The sequence below is a fragment of the Streptomyces cucumeris genome (genome assembly GCF_024295805.1).
GTDB classification, from domain to species: domain Bacteria; phylum Actinomycetota; class Actinomycetes; order Streptomycetales; family Streptomycetaceae; genus Streptomyces; species Streptomyces cucumeris.
This window is the reverse complement of record NZ_JANCLX010000043.1, coordinates 53,832-69,479: the sequence shown is the minus strand read 5'-3', so window position 1 is coordinate 69,479 and position 15,648 is coordinate 53,832. Positions and strand designations below refer to the sequence as shown.

Here is a 15,648-nt window from a genome sequence, read left to right as displayed (position 1 = left end):
TCGCCGCCCGCGGACCGGATCCGCCGGCATCAGCGGCTCGATCCGGTCCCACATCGCATCGGTGATCACTAATCGGACAGGCACATCCGATCAACTCACCAACCCATCAAAGAGACACGCGCTAGCCCCCTTCCCTCCGGTGGCATCGGCCGGTGGCGTCAGCGGGCGAGGGACGCGGAGTCGCCCATCACCACCACCGGACGGCGCCGCGGGTCCAGGGTCAGCAGCAGGCTCTTCATGTTCTTCCGGGAGAGGCTGATACAGCCCTGGGTGGGTCCGCCGTGGTCCACGTGGAGCCAGATGCCGCCGCCCCGGTGCCCGCCCATCGGCCGGACCGGGTCCAGCGGTGAGGTGCCCGACCGCCGGTTGTAGTCGATGGCCACCACATAGCCGAAGGATCCGGACAGCGGCTCCCCCTCGGAGCCGGAGCCATGGATGGTGAAGGCCCGCCGCGCGTGGTCGTAGGGGAGCAGGGTGCCGGGGTCCTTGCGCCGTCCGCCCGCGCCGCTGAGCCCGAAGACCCCGATCGGGGAGCGCAGATCGCCCTGGTGGTGCCGCTCGGTCCAGCCGCGCAGTCCGTTGTGGGCCATCCAGGAGGCCCCGGCCCGCCAGGCCGCGCCCGCGTCGCCGGTGCCGCTCCGGGTGCCGTGGTGCTTCTCGTCCGCTGCCACCCGTTCGTAGAGCACGACGGTGGAGCGGGAGGAGTCATGTCCGGTACCGGTGACGACCAGCACCTGACCGGAGTCGTCCGGCAGGTCCTCCCGGGTCCGCGGACCGAGACCGGGCAGCTCCCGGAACAGCTCGGGCGCGGGGTCGGGACGGGCGGCCGGACGCACCGGACCGCCCCGTCCGGGGTGGTGGGCGCTCGCGGGCTCACGGCCGGACGGCGCACCGTCCGTGAGGCCGTCCGGTGCGCCGGGGCGCCCGGAGGAGCCCCGGTGACCGCCGTCCGCCTCGCATCCGGTCAGCGACAGTGCCGACAGGAGGAGGGCGGCGGCGGTCAGCGCGCCCGCGGCCCTCCGTCCGGTCCGCGTCCGTACCCTCACACAGCTCTTCACACTTGGTGAACCCGCTGGGGTACCGGTGTGGTTGCCCGGCCGCGCCGCGCGTTACTCCGCGGGCTTGACCGCCTGGTCGTCGGCCTTCTGCTCGTCCTTCTTCGCGGCCTGCTTGACCTGCGGCTTGCGGATCGACAGGTGCAGCTCGCGCAGCCGCGCCTCGTCCACCTCGCTGGGCGCGCCCATCAGCAGGTCCTGCGCGTTGCCGTTGAGCGGGAAGGCGATGGTCTCGCGGATGCTGGGCTCATCGGCCAGCAGCATCACGATGCGGTCGACGCCGGGAGCGATACCACCGTGCGGCGGGGCGCCGAAGTGGAACGCGCGGAGCATTCCGCCGAACTCGCGCTCGACCTCCTCGCGGGAGTAGCCCGCGATCTCGAACGCCTTGAACATGACCTCCGGCTCATGGTTCCGGATGGCGCCCGAGGACAGCTCGGTGCCATTGCAGACGATGTCGTACTGCCAGGCCAGGATGTCCAGCGGGTCCTTGGTCTCCAGCGCCTCCAGCCCGCCCTGCGGCATGGAGAACGGGTTGTGGGAGAACTCGACCTGCCCGGTGTCCTCGTTCCGCTCGAACATCGGGAAGTCCACGATCCAGCAGAAGCGGAAGACGTTCTCCTCGAAGTGACCGGTGCGCTTGGCGGCCTCGACCCGCACCGCGCCCATGATCTTGGAAACCTCGTCGTAGTCGCCCGCGCCGAAGAAGACCGACGTACCGGGCTTGCCCTCGACCTCGGCGATCAGCTTCTCGACGTCCTCGTCGGTGAGGAACTTGGCGATCGGGCCGGTCAGCTTGGCGTCCTCACCGATCCGCACCCAGGCCAGCCCCTTGGCGCCGTGCAGCACCGCGAACTCGCCCATCTGGTCGAAGAACTTCCGCGGCTGGTCGGCGGTGTCCGGCACGGCCAGCGCCCGGACGTGCTTGTCGGCGAACGCCTTGAAGCCGGAGCCCGCGAAGACGTGGCTGACGTCCTTGAGCTCAAGCTGGGCCCGCAGATCGGGCTTGTCGGAGCCGTACTTCAGCATCGCCTCGCGGAACGGGATCCGCGGGAACGGCGAGGTCACATGACGGCCGTTGCCGAACTCCTCGAAGAGCTCGGTCATGACCTTCTCGATGACCTGGAAGACGTCCTCCTGCTCGACGAAGCTCATCTCGACGTCGAGCTGGTAGAACTCGCCCGGCGAGCGGTCGGCGCGGGCGTCCTCGTCGCGGAAGCAGGGCGCGATCTGGAAGTAGCGGTCGAAGCCCGCGATCATCAGCAGCTGCTTGAACTGCTGCGGGGCCTGCGGGAGCGCATAGAACTTGCCCGCGTGCAGCCGGGAGGGGACCAGGAAGTCGCGCGCGCCCTCGGGGGAGGTGGCGGACAGGATCGGGGTCGCCATCTCGTTGAAGCCCTGGGCGGTCATCTTCTGCCGGATCGCGGCGATCACGGCGGAGCGCAGCATGATGTTGCGGTGCATCCGCTCACGGCGCAGGTCCAGGAAGCGGTACTCCAGCCGCCGCTCCTCGTTCACCCCGTCCTCGGGGAAGACCGTGAAGGGCAGCGGGTCGGCGGCGCCCAGCACCTCGATACCGGTGACCTCGACCTCGACCTCGCCGGTCGGCAGCTCGGGGTTGACGTTGTCCGCGCCGCGCGCGATCACCCGGCCGTCGACCCGGACGACGCTCTCCTTGGTGAGGGAGCTGAGCGCCTCGTTGGCCGGGGTGTCGGGGCGGACCACCAGCTGGACCAGGCCGTAGTGGTCGCGGAGATCGATGAAGAGGATGCCGCCCAGGTTCCGTCGATTGTGGAGCCAGCCGGAGAGCCGGACGTCGCTGCCGACGTCAGCGGCACGGAGCTGACCACAGGTGTGGGACCGGTACCGATGCATCATTCATCCAAGTCGTGTGATCGGGAGGCGTACGTACCCTCGGGAGCTTTGGGCAAGCCTACCGGCGTGCGGACCCTCACTGGTAAGCGCTCGGAAAATCCCCATAAGGTAGTGCAATGCGCACCGAGGACCTGCTGGCCGCCCTGGCGACCGGTCTATGGCGCTGGGACAGTGTCTCGGGCGCCGTCGCCTACGACGCCGAAGCGGCCCGGCTGCTGGGGCTCCCCGCCGAGGCCGTCACGCTCTCCCAGTCCGCCGCCCGTGCCCGCTTCCACCCCGCGGACTGGCTGGAGACCAAGGCCACCGTGCTGCTCGCGCTGACCGAGGGCAGTCTCGCCGAGGCCCGGCTGCGGGTGGTGGACGAGAAGGGCACGGTACTGCGGACCGTGCGCTCCCGGGCCCGGCCGGTGTCCCGGGGCGGCAACGAGGACGGCTACTACCTGATCGGCACCCTCCAGGAGATCCCGGAGCCACTGCCCGGCACCGCCGCGCAGGGCACGCCGGTCACCGGCGACTGGCGGCGCAACCGCGAGGCGTTCCTGCTGGACGCGGGGCGGGCGCTGGCCGAGGCGATGTCCACGGCCGAGGTGCTGCGGGTGGCCTCCGGACTGTCGATGCCCGGCTTCTCACCGGACGGGGTGGCGGTTTTCGGGGTCGCGGGCGACCGGCTGTCGGTGATCGGGCGGCAGGGGCACCGGGCGGGCGCCGAGCACGCCTCCGGTGACATACCCGTGGACCACGACGCCCCGGCCACCGAGGTGGTCCGCACCGGACGGGCGGTCTACCTGCCCTCACCGGACCACTACCGCGAGCGCTTCCCCGCCGCCTGGCCGCTGGCCCGGTCCCGCCACCGCCACTCGTGGGCCTATCTGCCGCTGATCGTCGCGGGGCGCACCATCGGCGCCTGGATGGCCGGATTCGCCCACCCGATGCCGTTCTCGCCCGACGAGCGCTCGGTCCTGACCACGATCGCCCGGATGCTCGCCCAGGCACTGGCCCGTACCGCGCTCCAGGAGACCGAGCGCGAACTGGCGGACGGGCTCCAGCGCTCGATGCTGCCCGCCCGCAAGCCCGACATCCCCGGTCTCGCGGTGGCCGCGCGCTATGTGCCCACCGGCGGCGGGCTCCAGGTCGGCGGCGACTGGTACGACGTGATCGCACTGCCCTCGGGACGCACCGCGCTGGTGATCGGCGATGTGCAGGGCCATGACGTACGGGCGGCCGGGATCATGGGTCAGCTCAGGATCGCGGTGCGCGCGTACGCCTCCGAGGGGCACCACCCGGACGCGGTGCTCTCCCGCGCCTCCCGGTTCCTCGCCGGGCTCGGCGACACCGGTGCGCCGGGCGCCGGGGACGGCTGGGACCCGCGGTTCGCCACCTGTCTGTACATGGAGGTGGATCCGGTCGCGGGCACGCTGGACATCGCCCGCGCCGGTCATCACGATCCGGCGGTGCGGCTGGCGGACGGCACGATGGTGATCCGGCCGACGGCGGGCGGACTGCCGCTGGGGATCGACCCGGACAGCGACTACCCCACCACCCGGGTGGTGCTGGAGCCCGGCGAGACCCTGCTGATGTGCACCGACGGGCTGATCGAGACCGGTGGGCACGATCTGGAGACCGGCTGGGAGCGGATCCGGGAGGTCTTCGAGCGGCCCGCCGCGCCGGCCGGCGGCGCCGACCACGACCTCGAATCGCTGGCCGAGGCCCTGGTGCAGGCCGTGCACGGGCCGCGGTCCCACCGTTCCACCGGGCCGCTCGCCGCCCGCCGCGAGGATGACGTGGCCCTGCTGCTGATCCGGCGCGAGGCGGAGGTGTGCCTGGTCGGACCGGGTTCGGCACCGGTGCGGCGGACCGCGGTGACGGTCGCGCAGGCCGAACCGGAGCGGATAGCCGGCGCCCGGCAGCAACTCCGCGACATGCTGCACGACTGGGCGGACCGGGACCAGGTGGAGTCCGCGGTGCTGCTGCTCACCGAGATGGTCACCAACGTGCTGGTGCACACCGACGGTGACGCCCTGCTGGTCGCCGAGGTCAGCGGTCGGCGCGGGGACCGGCGGCTGCGCCTGGACGTGGCCGACGGCAGCGATGAGCTGCCGCACCCCCGCAGTCCTGGTGAACTGGCCTCCTCGGGCCGTGGTCTGCTGCTGATGGAGATGCTGGCCGACGCCTGGGGGGTCGACCCCCGGGGCGACGGCAAGTGCATCTGGGTCGAGCTGCACGAACGGGCGCCGGAGGGGCCGCCCGCCCGCTGAGGCCCCGGCGGCTCAGGCCCCGTCGGCGGGCTCGGCGGGTATGGAGCCCAGCCGTCCGGCCTGGTAGTCCTCCACGGCCTGGGCCAGCTCCGCGCGGGTGTTCATCACGAACGGGCCGTAGTGCATCACCGGCTCGCGGATCGGCTGCCCGCCGAGCAGCACCAGCTCGAAGTTGGGGCTGCGCGACTCCTGGCTCGCGTCGGCCCGTACGGTCAGCGCGTCGCCCTCGCCGAAGACCACCGTCTGCCCGGTGCGGAACGGGCGCCGCTCCGGGCCCGCGGTACCGCGTCCGGCCAGCCCGTAGGCGAGCGCATTGAAGCCGGGGTTCCACGGCAGGGTCAGCTCGGCGCCGGGGCTGAGCGAGACATGCAGCATGGTGATCGGGGTGTGGGTGATCCCCGGGCCCCGGTGGCCGTCGAGCTCGCCCGCGATCAGCCGCAGCAGGGCGCCGCCGTCGGCGGAGGTCAGCAGTCTGACCTTGCCGCCGCCGATGTCCTGGTAGCGCGGCGGCATCATCTTGTCCTTGGCCGGGAGGTTCACCCAGAGCTGGAGTCCGTGGAAGAGCCCGCCGCTCATCACCAGCGACTCCGGCGGGGCCTCGATGTGCAGCAGACCGGATCCGGCGGTCATCCACTGGGTGTCACCGTCGTTGATGGTGCCCCCGCCGCCGTGCGAGTCCTGGTGCACGAAGGTGCCGTCGATCAGATAGGTGACCGTCTCGAAACCGCGGTGCGGATGCCAGGGCGTGCCCTTGGCCTCACCGGGCGCGTACTCCACCTCGCCCATCTGGTCCATCATGATGAACGGGTCGAGGTACCGGTGGTTGATGCCCGCGAAGGCCCGCCGCACCGGGAATCCCTCACCCTCGAAACCGCTGGGCGCGGTGGAGACGGACAGCGCTGGGCGCTGCCGTGCACCGGCCGCTGCCGCGACACGGGGCAGGGTCAGCGGGTTGTCTACGGTCACTGCGGGCATGACGGCCTCCTCGGTCGTTCATCATTCAACTTAATTGAAGGATGAACGACCCGCAAGGGCGCCTCCCAGCCGCTCTAGCCGTACATGCGCCGCATCGCGAAATCGACCATCTGTTCGACCGCCTTGGCGTCGAAGACCATCCGGTGCTCACCCTCCATATCGAGGACGAAGCCGTAGCCGGTGGGCAGCAGGTCGATCACCTCGGCGCCGGTGATGACGAAGTACTTGGACTCCTTGCCCGCGTACCGCCGCAGCTCCTTGAGCGAGGTGAACATCGGGATCACCGGCTGCTGGGTGTTGTGCAGGGCCAGGAAGCCGGGGTTGTCACCGCGCGGGCAGTAGACCTTGGAGGTCGCGAAGATCTGCTGGAAGTCCTCCGCCGACATCGAGCCGGTGGTGAAGGCGCGCACCGCGTCGGCCAGCGACGGCGGCGACGGCTCGGGGTACAGCGGCTGCTCGCCGTATCCCGCACCCGGCTGGGGATGGTGCGACAGCGGCGGCTGCTGTTGCGGCGGAGGTGGCGGAGCGGCGTAACCCTGCCCTGCGCTCGCGTTCTGGTCGTAGCCGTACATGCCCTGAAGCGTACTGAGTCACAGTTGACCGTTTGAGGGTTGCCCTTTATTACCGACGGGTAGCATCATGGCGTCCGAGATCGCATCGATACGCGTTACGCCAGAGGACCCTGCCTCCCGAGCCTTACGGAGCCGTCGCCATGGGGCACTACAAGTCGAATCTCCGCGACATCGAGTTCAACCTCTTCGAGGTGCTCGGGCGCGACAAGCTGTACGGCACCGGTCCGTTCGCGGAGATGGACGTCGAGACCGCCAAGAGCGTGCTCGCCGAGATATCCCGGCTCTCCGAGAACGAGCTGGCCGACTCGTACACCGACTCGGACCGCAACCCGCCGGTCTTCGACCCGGCCACGAACACCGCGCCGATCCCCGAGTCGTTCAAGAAGAGCTACCAGGCGTACATGGACTCCGAGTGGTGGCGCCTGGGCGTCCCGGAGTCGCTGGGCGGCACCTCCTGCCCGCGCTCGCTGCTGTGGGGCTCGGCCGAGACCATCCTCGGGTCCAACACCCCGATCTGGATGTACGCCTCCGGTCCCGCCTTCGCCGGTGTGCTCCACGACGAGGGCACCGAGGAGCAGCTGAAGATCGCTCAGCTCATGGTGGACAAGCAGTGGGGCTCCACCATGGTGCTGACCGAGCCGGACGCGGGCTCGGACGTGGGCGCCGGCCGCACCAAGGCGGTCCAGCAGGAGGACGGCACCTGGCACATCGACGGGGTGAAGCGCTTCATCACCTCCGGTGAGCACGACCTCTCCGACAACATCATCCACTTCGTGCTGGCCCGCCCCGAGGGCGCGGGACCGGGCACCAAGGGTCTGTCGCTGTTCATCGTCCCCAAGTTCGACTTCGACTGGGAGACCGGCGAGCTCGGCGAGCGCAACGGCGTCTACGCCACCAACGTCGAGCACAAGATGGGCCTGCGGGCGTCCAACACCTGTGAGCTCACCTTCGGTGCCAGTGGTCCGGCCAAGGGCTGGCTGCTGGGCGAGAAGCACGACGGCATCCGCCAGATGTTCAAGATCATCGAGTTCGCGCGGATGATGGTCGGCACGAAGGCCATGGCCACCCTCTCCACCGGCTACCTGAACGCGCTGGAGTACGCCAAGGAGCGGGTGCAGGGCGCCGACCTGGCGGCCTTCACCGACAAGACCGCCCCGCGCGTCACCATCACCCACCACCCGGACGTGCGCCGCTCGCTGATGACGCAGAAGGCGTACGCGGAGGGCCTGCGCTCGCTCGTCCTCTACACCGCCTCCGTCCAGGACGAGATCCTGGTCAAGGAGGACGCGGGCGAGGACGCCTCCGAGGTCCACGGCCTCAACGACCTGCTGCTGCCCATCGTCAAGGGCTACGGCTCGGAGAAGGCGTACGAGCAGCTCGCGCAGTCGCTCCAGACCATCGGCGGCTCCGGCTACCTCCAGGAGTACCCGCTGGAGCAGTACATCCGGGACGCCAAGATCGACACCCTCTACGAGGGCACCACGGCGATCCAGGGTCAGGACTACTTCTTCCGCAAGATCGTCCGCGACCAGGGCAAGTCGCTGACCATCATCTCGGAGGAGATCAAGAAGTTCCTGGCCGAGGCCGTCGGCGGCGAGGAGCTGGCCCCGGCCCGCGAGCGGCTCGCCCAGGCCGCGGTGGACCTCGAGGCGATCGTGGGCGCCATGCTCACCGACCTGGCCGCCACCGAGCAGGACGTCAGGTCGATCTACAAGGTCGGCCTGAACTCCACCCGTCTGCTGATGGCCTCCGGTGACGTCATCATCGGCTACCTGCTGCTCAAGGGCGCGGCGGTGGCCAGCGAGAAGGTGGGCAGCGCCTCGGCGAAGGACCGCTCCTTCTACCAGGGCAAGATCGCGGTCGCGAAGTTCTTCGCGCAGGAGGTCCTGCCGGGCCTCACCGTCCAGCGCTCGCTGGCCGAGACCGTCGACCAGAGCCTGATGGACCTGGACGAGTCCGCGTTCTGATCACTCGGTGACGCCGACCCGCAGAGCCTGAGCGAAGCCGTCCAGCGGCGGTGGAAGCCGGCCGGCCCCCTTCCGGGGCGGCCGGCTTCCGTGCTGCCGCCACCGGTCCGGCGCCGCCGCGCCCTACCGCTCCTCGTCGGGCCGTCGCTCCCGCAGTGCCCGTTCCACCTCTTCCCACGCCTGACGGCGGATCTCCTCGCCCTCGGCCAGGAGGTTTTCGACCGACTCGCCCCCGCCGTCCGGGGGCCGGGGCCGGGCTCTCAGCTTGGCCAGCAGGTCCCGGCACGCCTCGTCCTCGGTGGCGAACCGGTTCATGTCACGGTCCGCCGAGCGCTCCCGCAGCCCGGTCGTCCAGCCTCCTTCCGGCGCGGGGCGCAGGAAGTAGTAGGCGTCCGGCTGGACCGGGATGTCATGCACTCCCGGGATGTCGTACAGCGCGTCCGGCACCTGGTCCTCCTGGAGGACTCCGATCAGTTCCCAGCGATCCACGGGAACCAGCATCCGCGATCAGTTGAGCGCGGTCAGGTTCCCGGCCGCGACGAGCTGGGCGACGGTCGGGCCGGTCAGGTACTGGAGACCGCCTCCCGGCTGGCCGAACCAGGACCGGATCGGACCCGCCTCCACCACGAAGGGCTTGGTGACCTTGTAGAGGTGATACCCGAACGGGTAGTTGGGATCGAGGGTGTTGAGGTTGCTCGGCGGCAGCGCGCGCTCGGTGTAGGGGGTTCCGGCCGGGGCGAGGAAATGACCGAAACCGCTGCCGAAGAGGTCCACCTTCTGGCCGGTCCGCAGCGAGATGGTGGTCTTCAGCGGCTCGCCGTTCAGCAGCGTCCAGCCGTCCGGGTACGGGTACCACCAGCCGTTGGTGGTCTCGTTCCAGTAGCAGTTGAGGAAGGCCGCGGAGGTGCGGTAGCCGTCCAGTCGCTGGTAGCCCTCCAGCATCCGGCCGATCGGGCCGGTGCGGGGCAGATACCGGGGGCCGAGCCGCCAGTCACCCTCGTAGTACTGCTGCGGATTGGCGGGCGCACTGTTCGTGCCCCCCACGCGGTCCGCGATCGGACACGGCGCCGGGCGGCCGTTACCGCCCCCGCCCGTACCACCGGTGGTCTTCGGGTCGGACGTACCGGCCTGGGAAGAGGAGGGAACCAGCCCCATGGCGACGAACCCGGCGGCGGGCTGCGCCACAGCCGAGCCACCGCTGCACAGCAGCAGCAGCGACCCCAGGACAACGAGGACGTGTCGAAGAACGCGCATCCGGTCTTTCCCCTTGTGTGAGACTCAGTACGAGGGAGCAGTCACGGGGAATATCGGCGTATTTGCCGGACTCATAGCCTTAGCTGACGTGCTTTCATCAGATCGGCCCAACACCACCCCCCGGATGGTTCCCTTCCCGGGCCGCCCGGTCGCGGGGCCGGTCCGAACCTATGCTGAGCACATGAGCGCACACCCCGGCGTCGACCGCGGCCACACCGATGACCTGATGTCCTTCCTCCGCGCCAGCCCATCGCCGTACCACGCGGTGGGAAATGCTGCTCAGCGCCTGGAAAAGGCAGGTTTCCGGCAGGTCGAGGAGACCGCCGCCTGGGACGGCGAGGCGGGCGGGCGGTATGTGCTGCGGGGTGGAGCGATCATCGCGTGGTACGTGCCCGAGGGGGCGAGCCCGTCCACTCCGTACCGAATCGTGGGCGCTCACACCGACTCTCCCAATTTGCGGGTCAAGCCGATTCCCGACACCGGGGCGCACGGCTGGCGCCAGATCGCCGTGGAGATCTACGGCGGCGCTCTCCTCAACACCTGGCTCGACCGCGACCTCGGTCTCTCCGGCCGGATCACCCTCAGAGACGGCTCCCACCGGCTGGTCACCGTCGACCGTCCGCTGCTGCGGGTGCCCCAGCTCGCGGTGCATCTGGACCGGTCCGTCAACAGCGAGGGCCTCAAGCTGGACAAGCAGCGCCATATGACGCCGATCTGGGGCCTGGGCGAGGTCGAGGAGGGCGATCTGCTCCGCTTCGTCGCCGAGGAGACCGGTGTCGCGGCCGATGAGATCGGCGGCTGGGACCTGATGGTGCACAGCGTCGAACCGCCCGCGTACCTCGGGCGTGACCGCGAACTGGTGGCCGGTCCCCGGATGGACAACCTGCTCTCGGTGCACGCCGGTACGGCCGCGCTGGTGGCCGCGTCCGCCCGGTCCGGTCTCGACGCCATCCCCGTGCTCGCCGCGTTCGACCACGAGGAGAACGGCAGCCAGTCCGACACCGGCGCCGATGGCCCGCTGCTCGGCAACGTCCTGGAGCGCTCGGTCTTCGCCCGCGGCGGCGGCTACGAGGAGCGGGCACGCGCCTTCGCGGGCAGTGTCTGCCTCTCCTCCGACACCGGGCACGCCGTCCACCCCAACTACGCCGAGCGCCATGAGCCCGGCCACCACCCACGTCCCAACGGGGGCCCCATCCTGAAGGTGAACGTCAACCAGCGCTACGCCACCGACGGCGCCGGGCGGGCCGTGTTCGCCGCCGCCTGCGAGCGAGCCGGGGTGCCCTGGCAGAGCTTCGTCTCCCACAACTCCATGCCGTGCGGCACCACGATCGGCCCGATCACCGCCGCCCGTCACGGCATCTCCACCGTCGACATCGGCGTGGCGATCCTGTCCATGCACTCGGCGCGCGAGCTGTGCGGGGCGCAGGACCCCAGGCTGCTCGCCAAGGCGCTGACCGCATTCCTGGAGGGCTGAGTGCACTTCTCCCTGCTGGGCCCCGTAACGGTGACCAACGGCCCCCCGGCAGCGGCCGTCGAGGTCCCGTTGGGGGCGGCCAAACGGCGCAGCGTGCTGGCCATGCTGCTGCTGCGGCCCAACTCGACGGTCTCCATGGAGCAGTTGATCTCCAGTCTGTGGGAGGAGGAGCCGCCCGCCCACGCCAAGACCGTCATCCAGGGGCATGTCTCCCGGCTGCGGGCGGTGCTGGCCGAGCACGGCGCCGGTGAGCTGGGCGTCGAGCTCAACACCCACGGCTCCGCCTATCTGCTGCGGCTGCCCGAAGGGCTGGTCGACGCCCAGCGCTTCGACCACCTGGTCTCCAGCGCCCAGCCGGAAGCCGCCCCGGCCGACGCCGTGCAGCTGCTGAGCCAGGCGCTCGGGCTGTGGCGCGGTCCGGCGCTCACCGGGACGGTGGCCAGTCCGCCGTTCGCCGCCGCGGCCCACGCCCTGGAGGAGCGGCGGCTGACCGCCGTGGAGGCGCTGGCCCGTGCGTACGGGGCCCTCGGCGAGCACGACCGGGCCGCGGGCGTACTGCACCCCGCCGCCCTCGCACAGCCGCTGCGCGAGGGGCTGATCGCGGATCTGATGCTGGCGCTGTACCGCACCGGACGGCAGTCCGACGCGATCGCCTGGTTCCACCGCACCCGGGAGCTGCTCGCCGACGACCTGGGAGTGGACCCGGGGGAGCGGCTGACCTCCGCGTACCAGGAGATCCTGCGGGCCGGACCGGTCGCGGACACCGGCCGCGGCGGCACCGACGGCACGGGGCAGCCCGTGGCCCAGCAGGCGGCCGCCGCCCCCGCCCATCCGGCCGCCGCCCCCGCGGCCGCGACCGGCGGACCGGTGCCCGAACTGCTCCCCCGGCCCCCGGCCGGGTTCCTCGGGCGGACCGAGGAGCTCGCGGAGCTGACCCGGCTGACGCTGCCCGCCGAACCGGACCGCGGCTACGGCGGCGCCCCCGGCGGCTTCCCGTCCGAGGGCGGCATCACGCTCGTCACCGGCCCCGCCGGGGTCGGCAAGACCGGCCTCGCGGTGTACTGGGGCCACGCCTACGCGGGTGCCTTCCCCGACGGACGGCTCTTCGCGGACCTGCGCGGGTTCAGCGGCGGTGAGGCGGCGACACCGCTGGAGGTGCTGCGCGAGTTCCTGTACAGCATGGGGACGCCGCCCGACCAGATACCGTCCTCGCCGCAGGCCGCCTCCGCGCTCTACCGCTCGCTGGTCGCCCGGCGGCGGCTGCTGGTGGTGCTGGACAACGCGAGCAGCTCCGCCCAGGTGCGGCCGCTGCTGCCCGGCGGTCCGCACTGCGCCACCCTGGTCACCAGCCGCAGCAGGCTCGACGGGCTGATCGCCACCGACGCCGCCCGGCCGACCCGGCTGCACGCGCTCGGACCGGAGGACGGCATCTCGCTGCTCGGCGCGCTGCTCGGGCCGGACCGGGTTGCCGAGGACCCCGCCGCCGCACGGGAGTTGGTGGCCCTGTGCGACGGACTGCCGCTGGCACTGCGCGCCGCCTCGGCCCAGCTCATGGCCCGGCCCCGCTGGCGGCTGGCCCGGCTGGCCACCGCCCTGCGTGACGAGCGGCGCAGGCTCGCCCTGCTGTCGGCGGAGGACGCGGGTGTGGCCGCCGCGCTGCGCAACTCGGTGGCCCGGCTCTCCGCGGACGACGCCGCGCTGCTGCGCACCCTGGGCACCGGTTTCGCCCGGGAGGTCAACACGGCGGAGGCAGCGGCGCTGTCCGGGGCGGATCCGGAGCTGATCCAGGACGCCCTGGACCGGCTCGCGGAGATGCATCTGCTGGACGAGGAGGCCACCAACCGCTACGTGATGAGCGATCTGGTGAAGCTCTTCGCCCAGGGCGACGGCAGCGGGGACGGGCCTCCGGGCGGGCTCCCGCGAGGCGGCTGACGCGGCTGACGGGCGGTGCGTCCGCCCGTCAGCACACGTGGTGACGACATCGGGAACGGGCGCCCGCGGGGCGCGTTAGTGGGGCGTTAGCGGTCCGGCAGCCGTGCGGCAGCCGGACGCCAGCGGGAGCGGACAGTCTTGAGACGTACCGCAGGAAGACCGCAGCACCGCTCACGTCACCCACAGGGGGAACCTCCGATGTCGATCGCCACCGTCAACGCCCGCACCGTCCGCACCGCCGTCGCCAGCGTGACCCTGATGGCCGCCGCCCTGACCCTCGCGGCGTGCAACAACGACGACGCGGAGGGCGTCAAGCGCTCCGGTGCCGCCCAGAGTTCGGCCGCCGCCGACGCCGGCGCCAAGGGTGGCGACAAGCAGGACGCGACCGGGGGCGCCGACGCCGGTGCCCAGGGCGGCGCCCAGGCGGGCGGCGACGGCAAGGCTCCCGCCCCGAGCGGCAGCGCCGGTGCAGACGGTGCGAACGGCTCCGGCTCCAAGATCACCACCTGTGACCCGAGCAAGGTGTCGATGACGGTCTCGAAGGTCTCCCGGCCGGTCAACCACCTGCTGCTGAAGGCGACCAACAACTCCGGCGTCATCTGCGACCTCCCGTACTTCCCCGTGCTGCGCTTCGACGACGCCCAGGCGGCCACCCCCGAGGCGGAGGAGACCAAGCCGCAGGCGGTCGTCTCCCTCGAGCCCGGCAAGTCCGGCTACGCGGGCATCCTCACCTCCAGCGCCGACGGTTCCGGCACCAACGGCACCAAGGTCACCGAGCTGAGCGTCTACCTCAAGGGCAAGGACGCGGCCACCTCCGTCGCGCTGCCCGGCGGCTCGGTCTACATCGACGACAGCGCGCAGGTCACCTACTGGCAGAGCGACAGCTCCGACGCCCTCAACTGGTGACCCCGCGGGCGGCATCCGCCCGCACCCGACCCGGGCAGCCGACGTCCCCCTCGGCTGCCCGTCTGACGACGGCCCCCGGCACCCCCTGCCGGGGGCCGTCCCGTCATATCCCGCCCCCGCACCCCGCACGTCCCGCACCGACCGTCCCGCATGGATGTCCCAGCAGGTCACAGCGGTGGGCCGGAACGGGACGTCCCAGGGGACGCCGGTACCCCCGAACCCCCCTTCCGTCCGGCCGAGAGTGGATCCCGTCGCCACGGCGGATCGGCCCGGCGGCTCAACCGGGAGGCACCGGCGGACGGCCGGTGCCCATCGACAGGGGGATTCCGAGATGACGCACTCCACCGCGCAACGTCCACGCCGGACCCTGCTGCGCACGGTCCTTCCCACGATCGTCGCGGCCGGTATCGGCGCCGCCGGACTCGTGGGCTGCTCCGGCGACAGCGGTGACGACGCGAAGGCGGGCAAGGCCGACCGGGCCGGCGCCGCGGCGGGCAGGACGGCCGGGAAGAGCGCTCTGAGCCGTGACACCGGGGCCGGGTCCGGTGATCCGGGTCTGAAGCTGAAGACCACCAGCGGTGAGTTCGGCACCAAGGCGGCGGCCACGGCCGACTTCCCCACCTGGGGTACGCGCTGGGTGGTGCACCGGACCGCGGACACCGGCTCCGCCTCGGCGGGAATGATCAACCAGGGTGCGGCGGGCCAGGACCGGATCACCGCCGACTACCAGGTCGACACCGGGCGCAAGGTCTGTGAGGACGGTGCCTGTTCGACCTACATGGCCCACATCACCAAGCCGGTCAACGGCTTCCTCAGCGTCGTCGCGGTGGACATCCCGCAGGACTCGCTGCCCGGTGTGCCCGTACAGAACGGCGGTCAGCCGCCGAAGCCGCCGCAGACCGGCGGCACTCGCGGCGAAGCCCTCCAGCGGGCCACCGGCTGGCTCACCGCCAACGGCGGCACCCGCGTCCCGTACAGCCAGGCCAGGCTGTGGAAGGACGGCTACCGGCAGGACTGCTCGGGCTTCGTCTCCATGGCGCTGGGGCTGAAGGCCCCCGGCACCAACACCGTGGGGCTCACCGGCTCCAGTATCACCCGGCCGATCCCGCTGAACGAGCTCAGGCCCGGTGATCTGTTCATCGACGCCTCGGGCGACAACAACACCCGCCACGTGGTGATGTTCGAGAAGTGGAACGACGCCGCCCACACCTCGTACACCTCCTACGAACAGCGCGGCGACTTCGGGACGGACCATGCGACCCGGAAGTACGGACTGGAGCCGGGCAGTGAGTACAAGCCCTACCGTCCGCTGAAGTTCACGGACTGATGCGCTGGTTCACGGAGTGATCCGCTCCTGATCCGGTTCCTGTAACGAGCGGCACG

At 71.2% G+C, this 15,648-nt stretch carries 12 protein-coding genes; 6 read left to right on the top strand and 6 right to left on the bottom strand.

What is annotated here, in order from left to right; translation table 11 throughout:
• Nucleotides 1-158: 158 nt before the first annotated feature.
• Complete coding sequence (locus NMK44_RS37435) at nt 159-1,046, bottom strand: L,D-transpeptidase family protein (RefSeq protein WP_254751845.1); 888 nt, start codon at nt 1,044-1,046, stop codon at nt 159-161.
• A 63-nt stretch (nt 1,047-1,109) separates the two neighbouring features.
• Complete coding sequence (aspS, locus tag NMK44_RS37430; protein WP_254751857.1) at nt 1,110-2,930, bottom strand: aspartate--tRNA ligase; 1,821 nt, start codon at nt 2,928-2,930, stop codon at nt 1,110-1,112.
• Nucleotides 2,931-3,046: 116 nt separating this feature from the next.
• Between aspS and NMK44_RS37425 the strand changes: the two genes are divergently transcribed.
• Nucleotides 3,047-5,185: a SpoIIE family protein phosphatase gene (locus tag NMK44_RS37425; RefSeq protein WP_254751843.1), complete on the top strand. Its 2,139-nt coding sequence runs from the start codon at nt 3,047-3,049 to the stop codon at nt 5,183-5,185.
• Between the two features lie 12 nt (nt 5,186-5,197).
• Here NMK44_RS37425 and NMK44_RS37420 read toward each other — a convergent pair whose 3' ends face one another.
• Together NMK44_RS37420 and NMK44_RS37415 are read right to left on the bottom strand one after the other, a co-directional pair.
• The gene (locus NMK44_RS37420; protein WP_254751841.1) at nt 5,198-6,160 is read right to left on the bottom strand and encodes a pirin family protein; all 963 of its coding nucleotides are present in this window, start codon (nt 6,158-6,160) and stop codon (nt 5,198-5,200) included.
• A gap of 74 nt (nt 6,161-6,234) precedes the next feature.
• Nucleotides 6,235-6,732, bottom strand: a complete 498-nt coding sequence (locus tag NMK44_RS37415) for an SseB family protein (RefSeq protein ID WP_254751839.1) — start codon at nt 6,730-6,732, stop codon at nt 6,235-6,237.
• Nucleotides 6,733-6,872: 140 nt separating this feature from the next.
• On the opposite strand from NMK44_RS37415, the gene NMK44_RS37410 reads away from it, so the two are divergent.
• On the top strand, nt 6,873-8,699 hold the full coding sequence (locus NMK44_RS37410) for an acyl-CoA dehydrogenase (protein ID WP_254751837.1): 1,827 nt from the start codon (nt 6,873-6,875) through the stop codon (nt 8,697-8,699).
• A gap of 123 nt (nt 8,700-8,822) precedes the next feature.
• Here the strand turns inward: NMK44_RS37410 and NMK44_RS37405 are convergent, their stop codons facing one another.
• On the bottom strand, nt 8,823-9,188 hold the full coding sequence (locus NMK44_RS37405) for a hypothetical protein (protein ID WP_254751835.1): 366 nt from the start codon (nt 9,186-9,188) through the stop codon (nt 8,823-8,825).
• Nucleotides 9,189-9,206: 18 nt separating this feature from the next.
• Entirely contained in the window at nt 9,207-9,953 is a 747-nt protein-coding gene (locus NMK44_RS37400; RefSeq protein ID WP_254751833.1) for a TNT domain-containing protein, read from the bottom strand.
• Nucleotides 9,954-10,134: 181 nt separating this feature from the next.
• On the opposite strand from NMK44_RS37400, the gene NMK44_RS37395 reads away from it, so the two are divergent.
• The 4 genes from NMK44_RS37395 to NMK44_RS37380 all read left to right on the top strand — a co-directional run bounded on the left by NMK44_RS37395 (nt 10,135) and on the right by NMK44_RS37380 (nt 15,592).
• Nucleotides 10,135-11,427 (top strand): M18 family aminopeptidase, encoded by a 1,293-nt coding sequence (locus NMK44_RS37395; protein WP_254751831.1) that lies wholly within the window; start codon nt 10,135-10,137, stop codon nt 11,425-11,427.
• Nucleotides 11,428-13,359: an AfsR/SARP family transcriptional regulator gene (locus NMK44_RS37390; protein ID WP_254751829.1), complete on the top strand. Its 1,932-nt coding sequence runs from the start codon at nt 11,428-11,430 to the stop codon at nt 13,357-13,359.
• Between the two features lie 198 nt (nt 13,360-13,557).
• Entirely contained in the window at nt 13,558-14,265 is a 708-nt protein-coding gene (locus NMK44_RS37385) for a DUF4232 domain-containing protein (RefSeq protein ID WP_254751827.1), read from the top strand.
• A 331-nt stretch (nt 14,266-14,596) separates the two neighbouring features.
• Nucleotides 14,597-15,592: an NlpC/P60 family protein gene (locus NMK44_RS37380; protein WP_254751825.1), complete on the top strand. Its 996-nt coding sequence runs from the start codon at nt 14,597-14,599 to the stop codon at nt 15,590-15,592.
• Nucleotides 15,593-15,648: the final 56 nt, after the last annotated feature.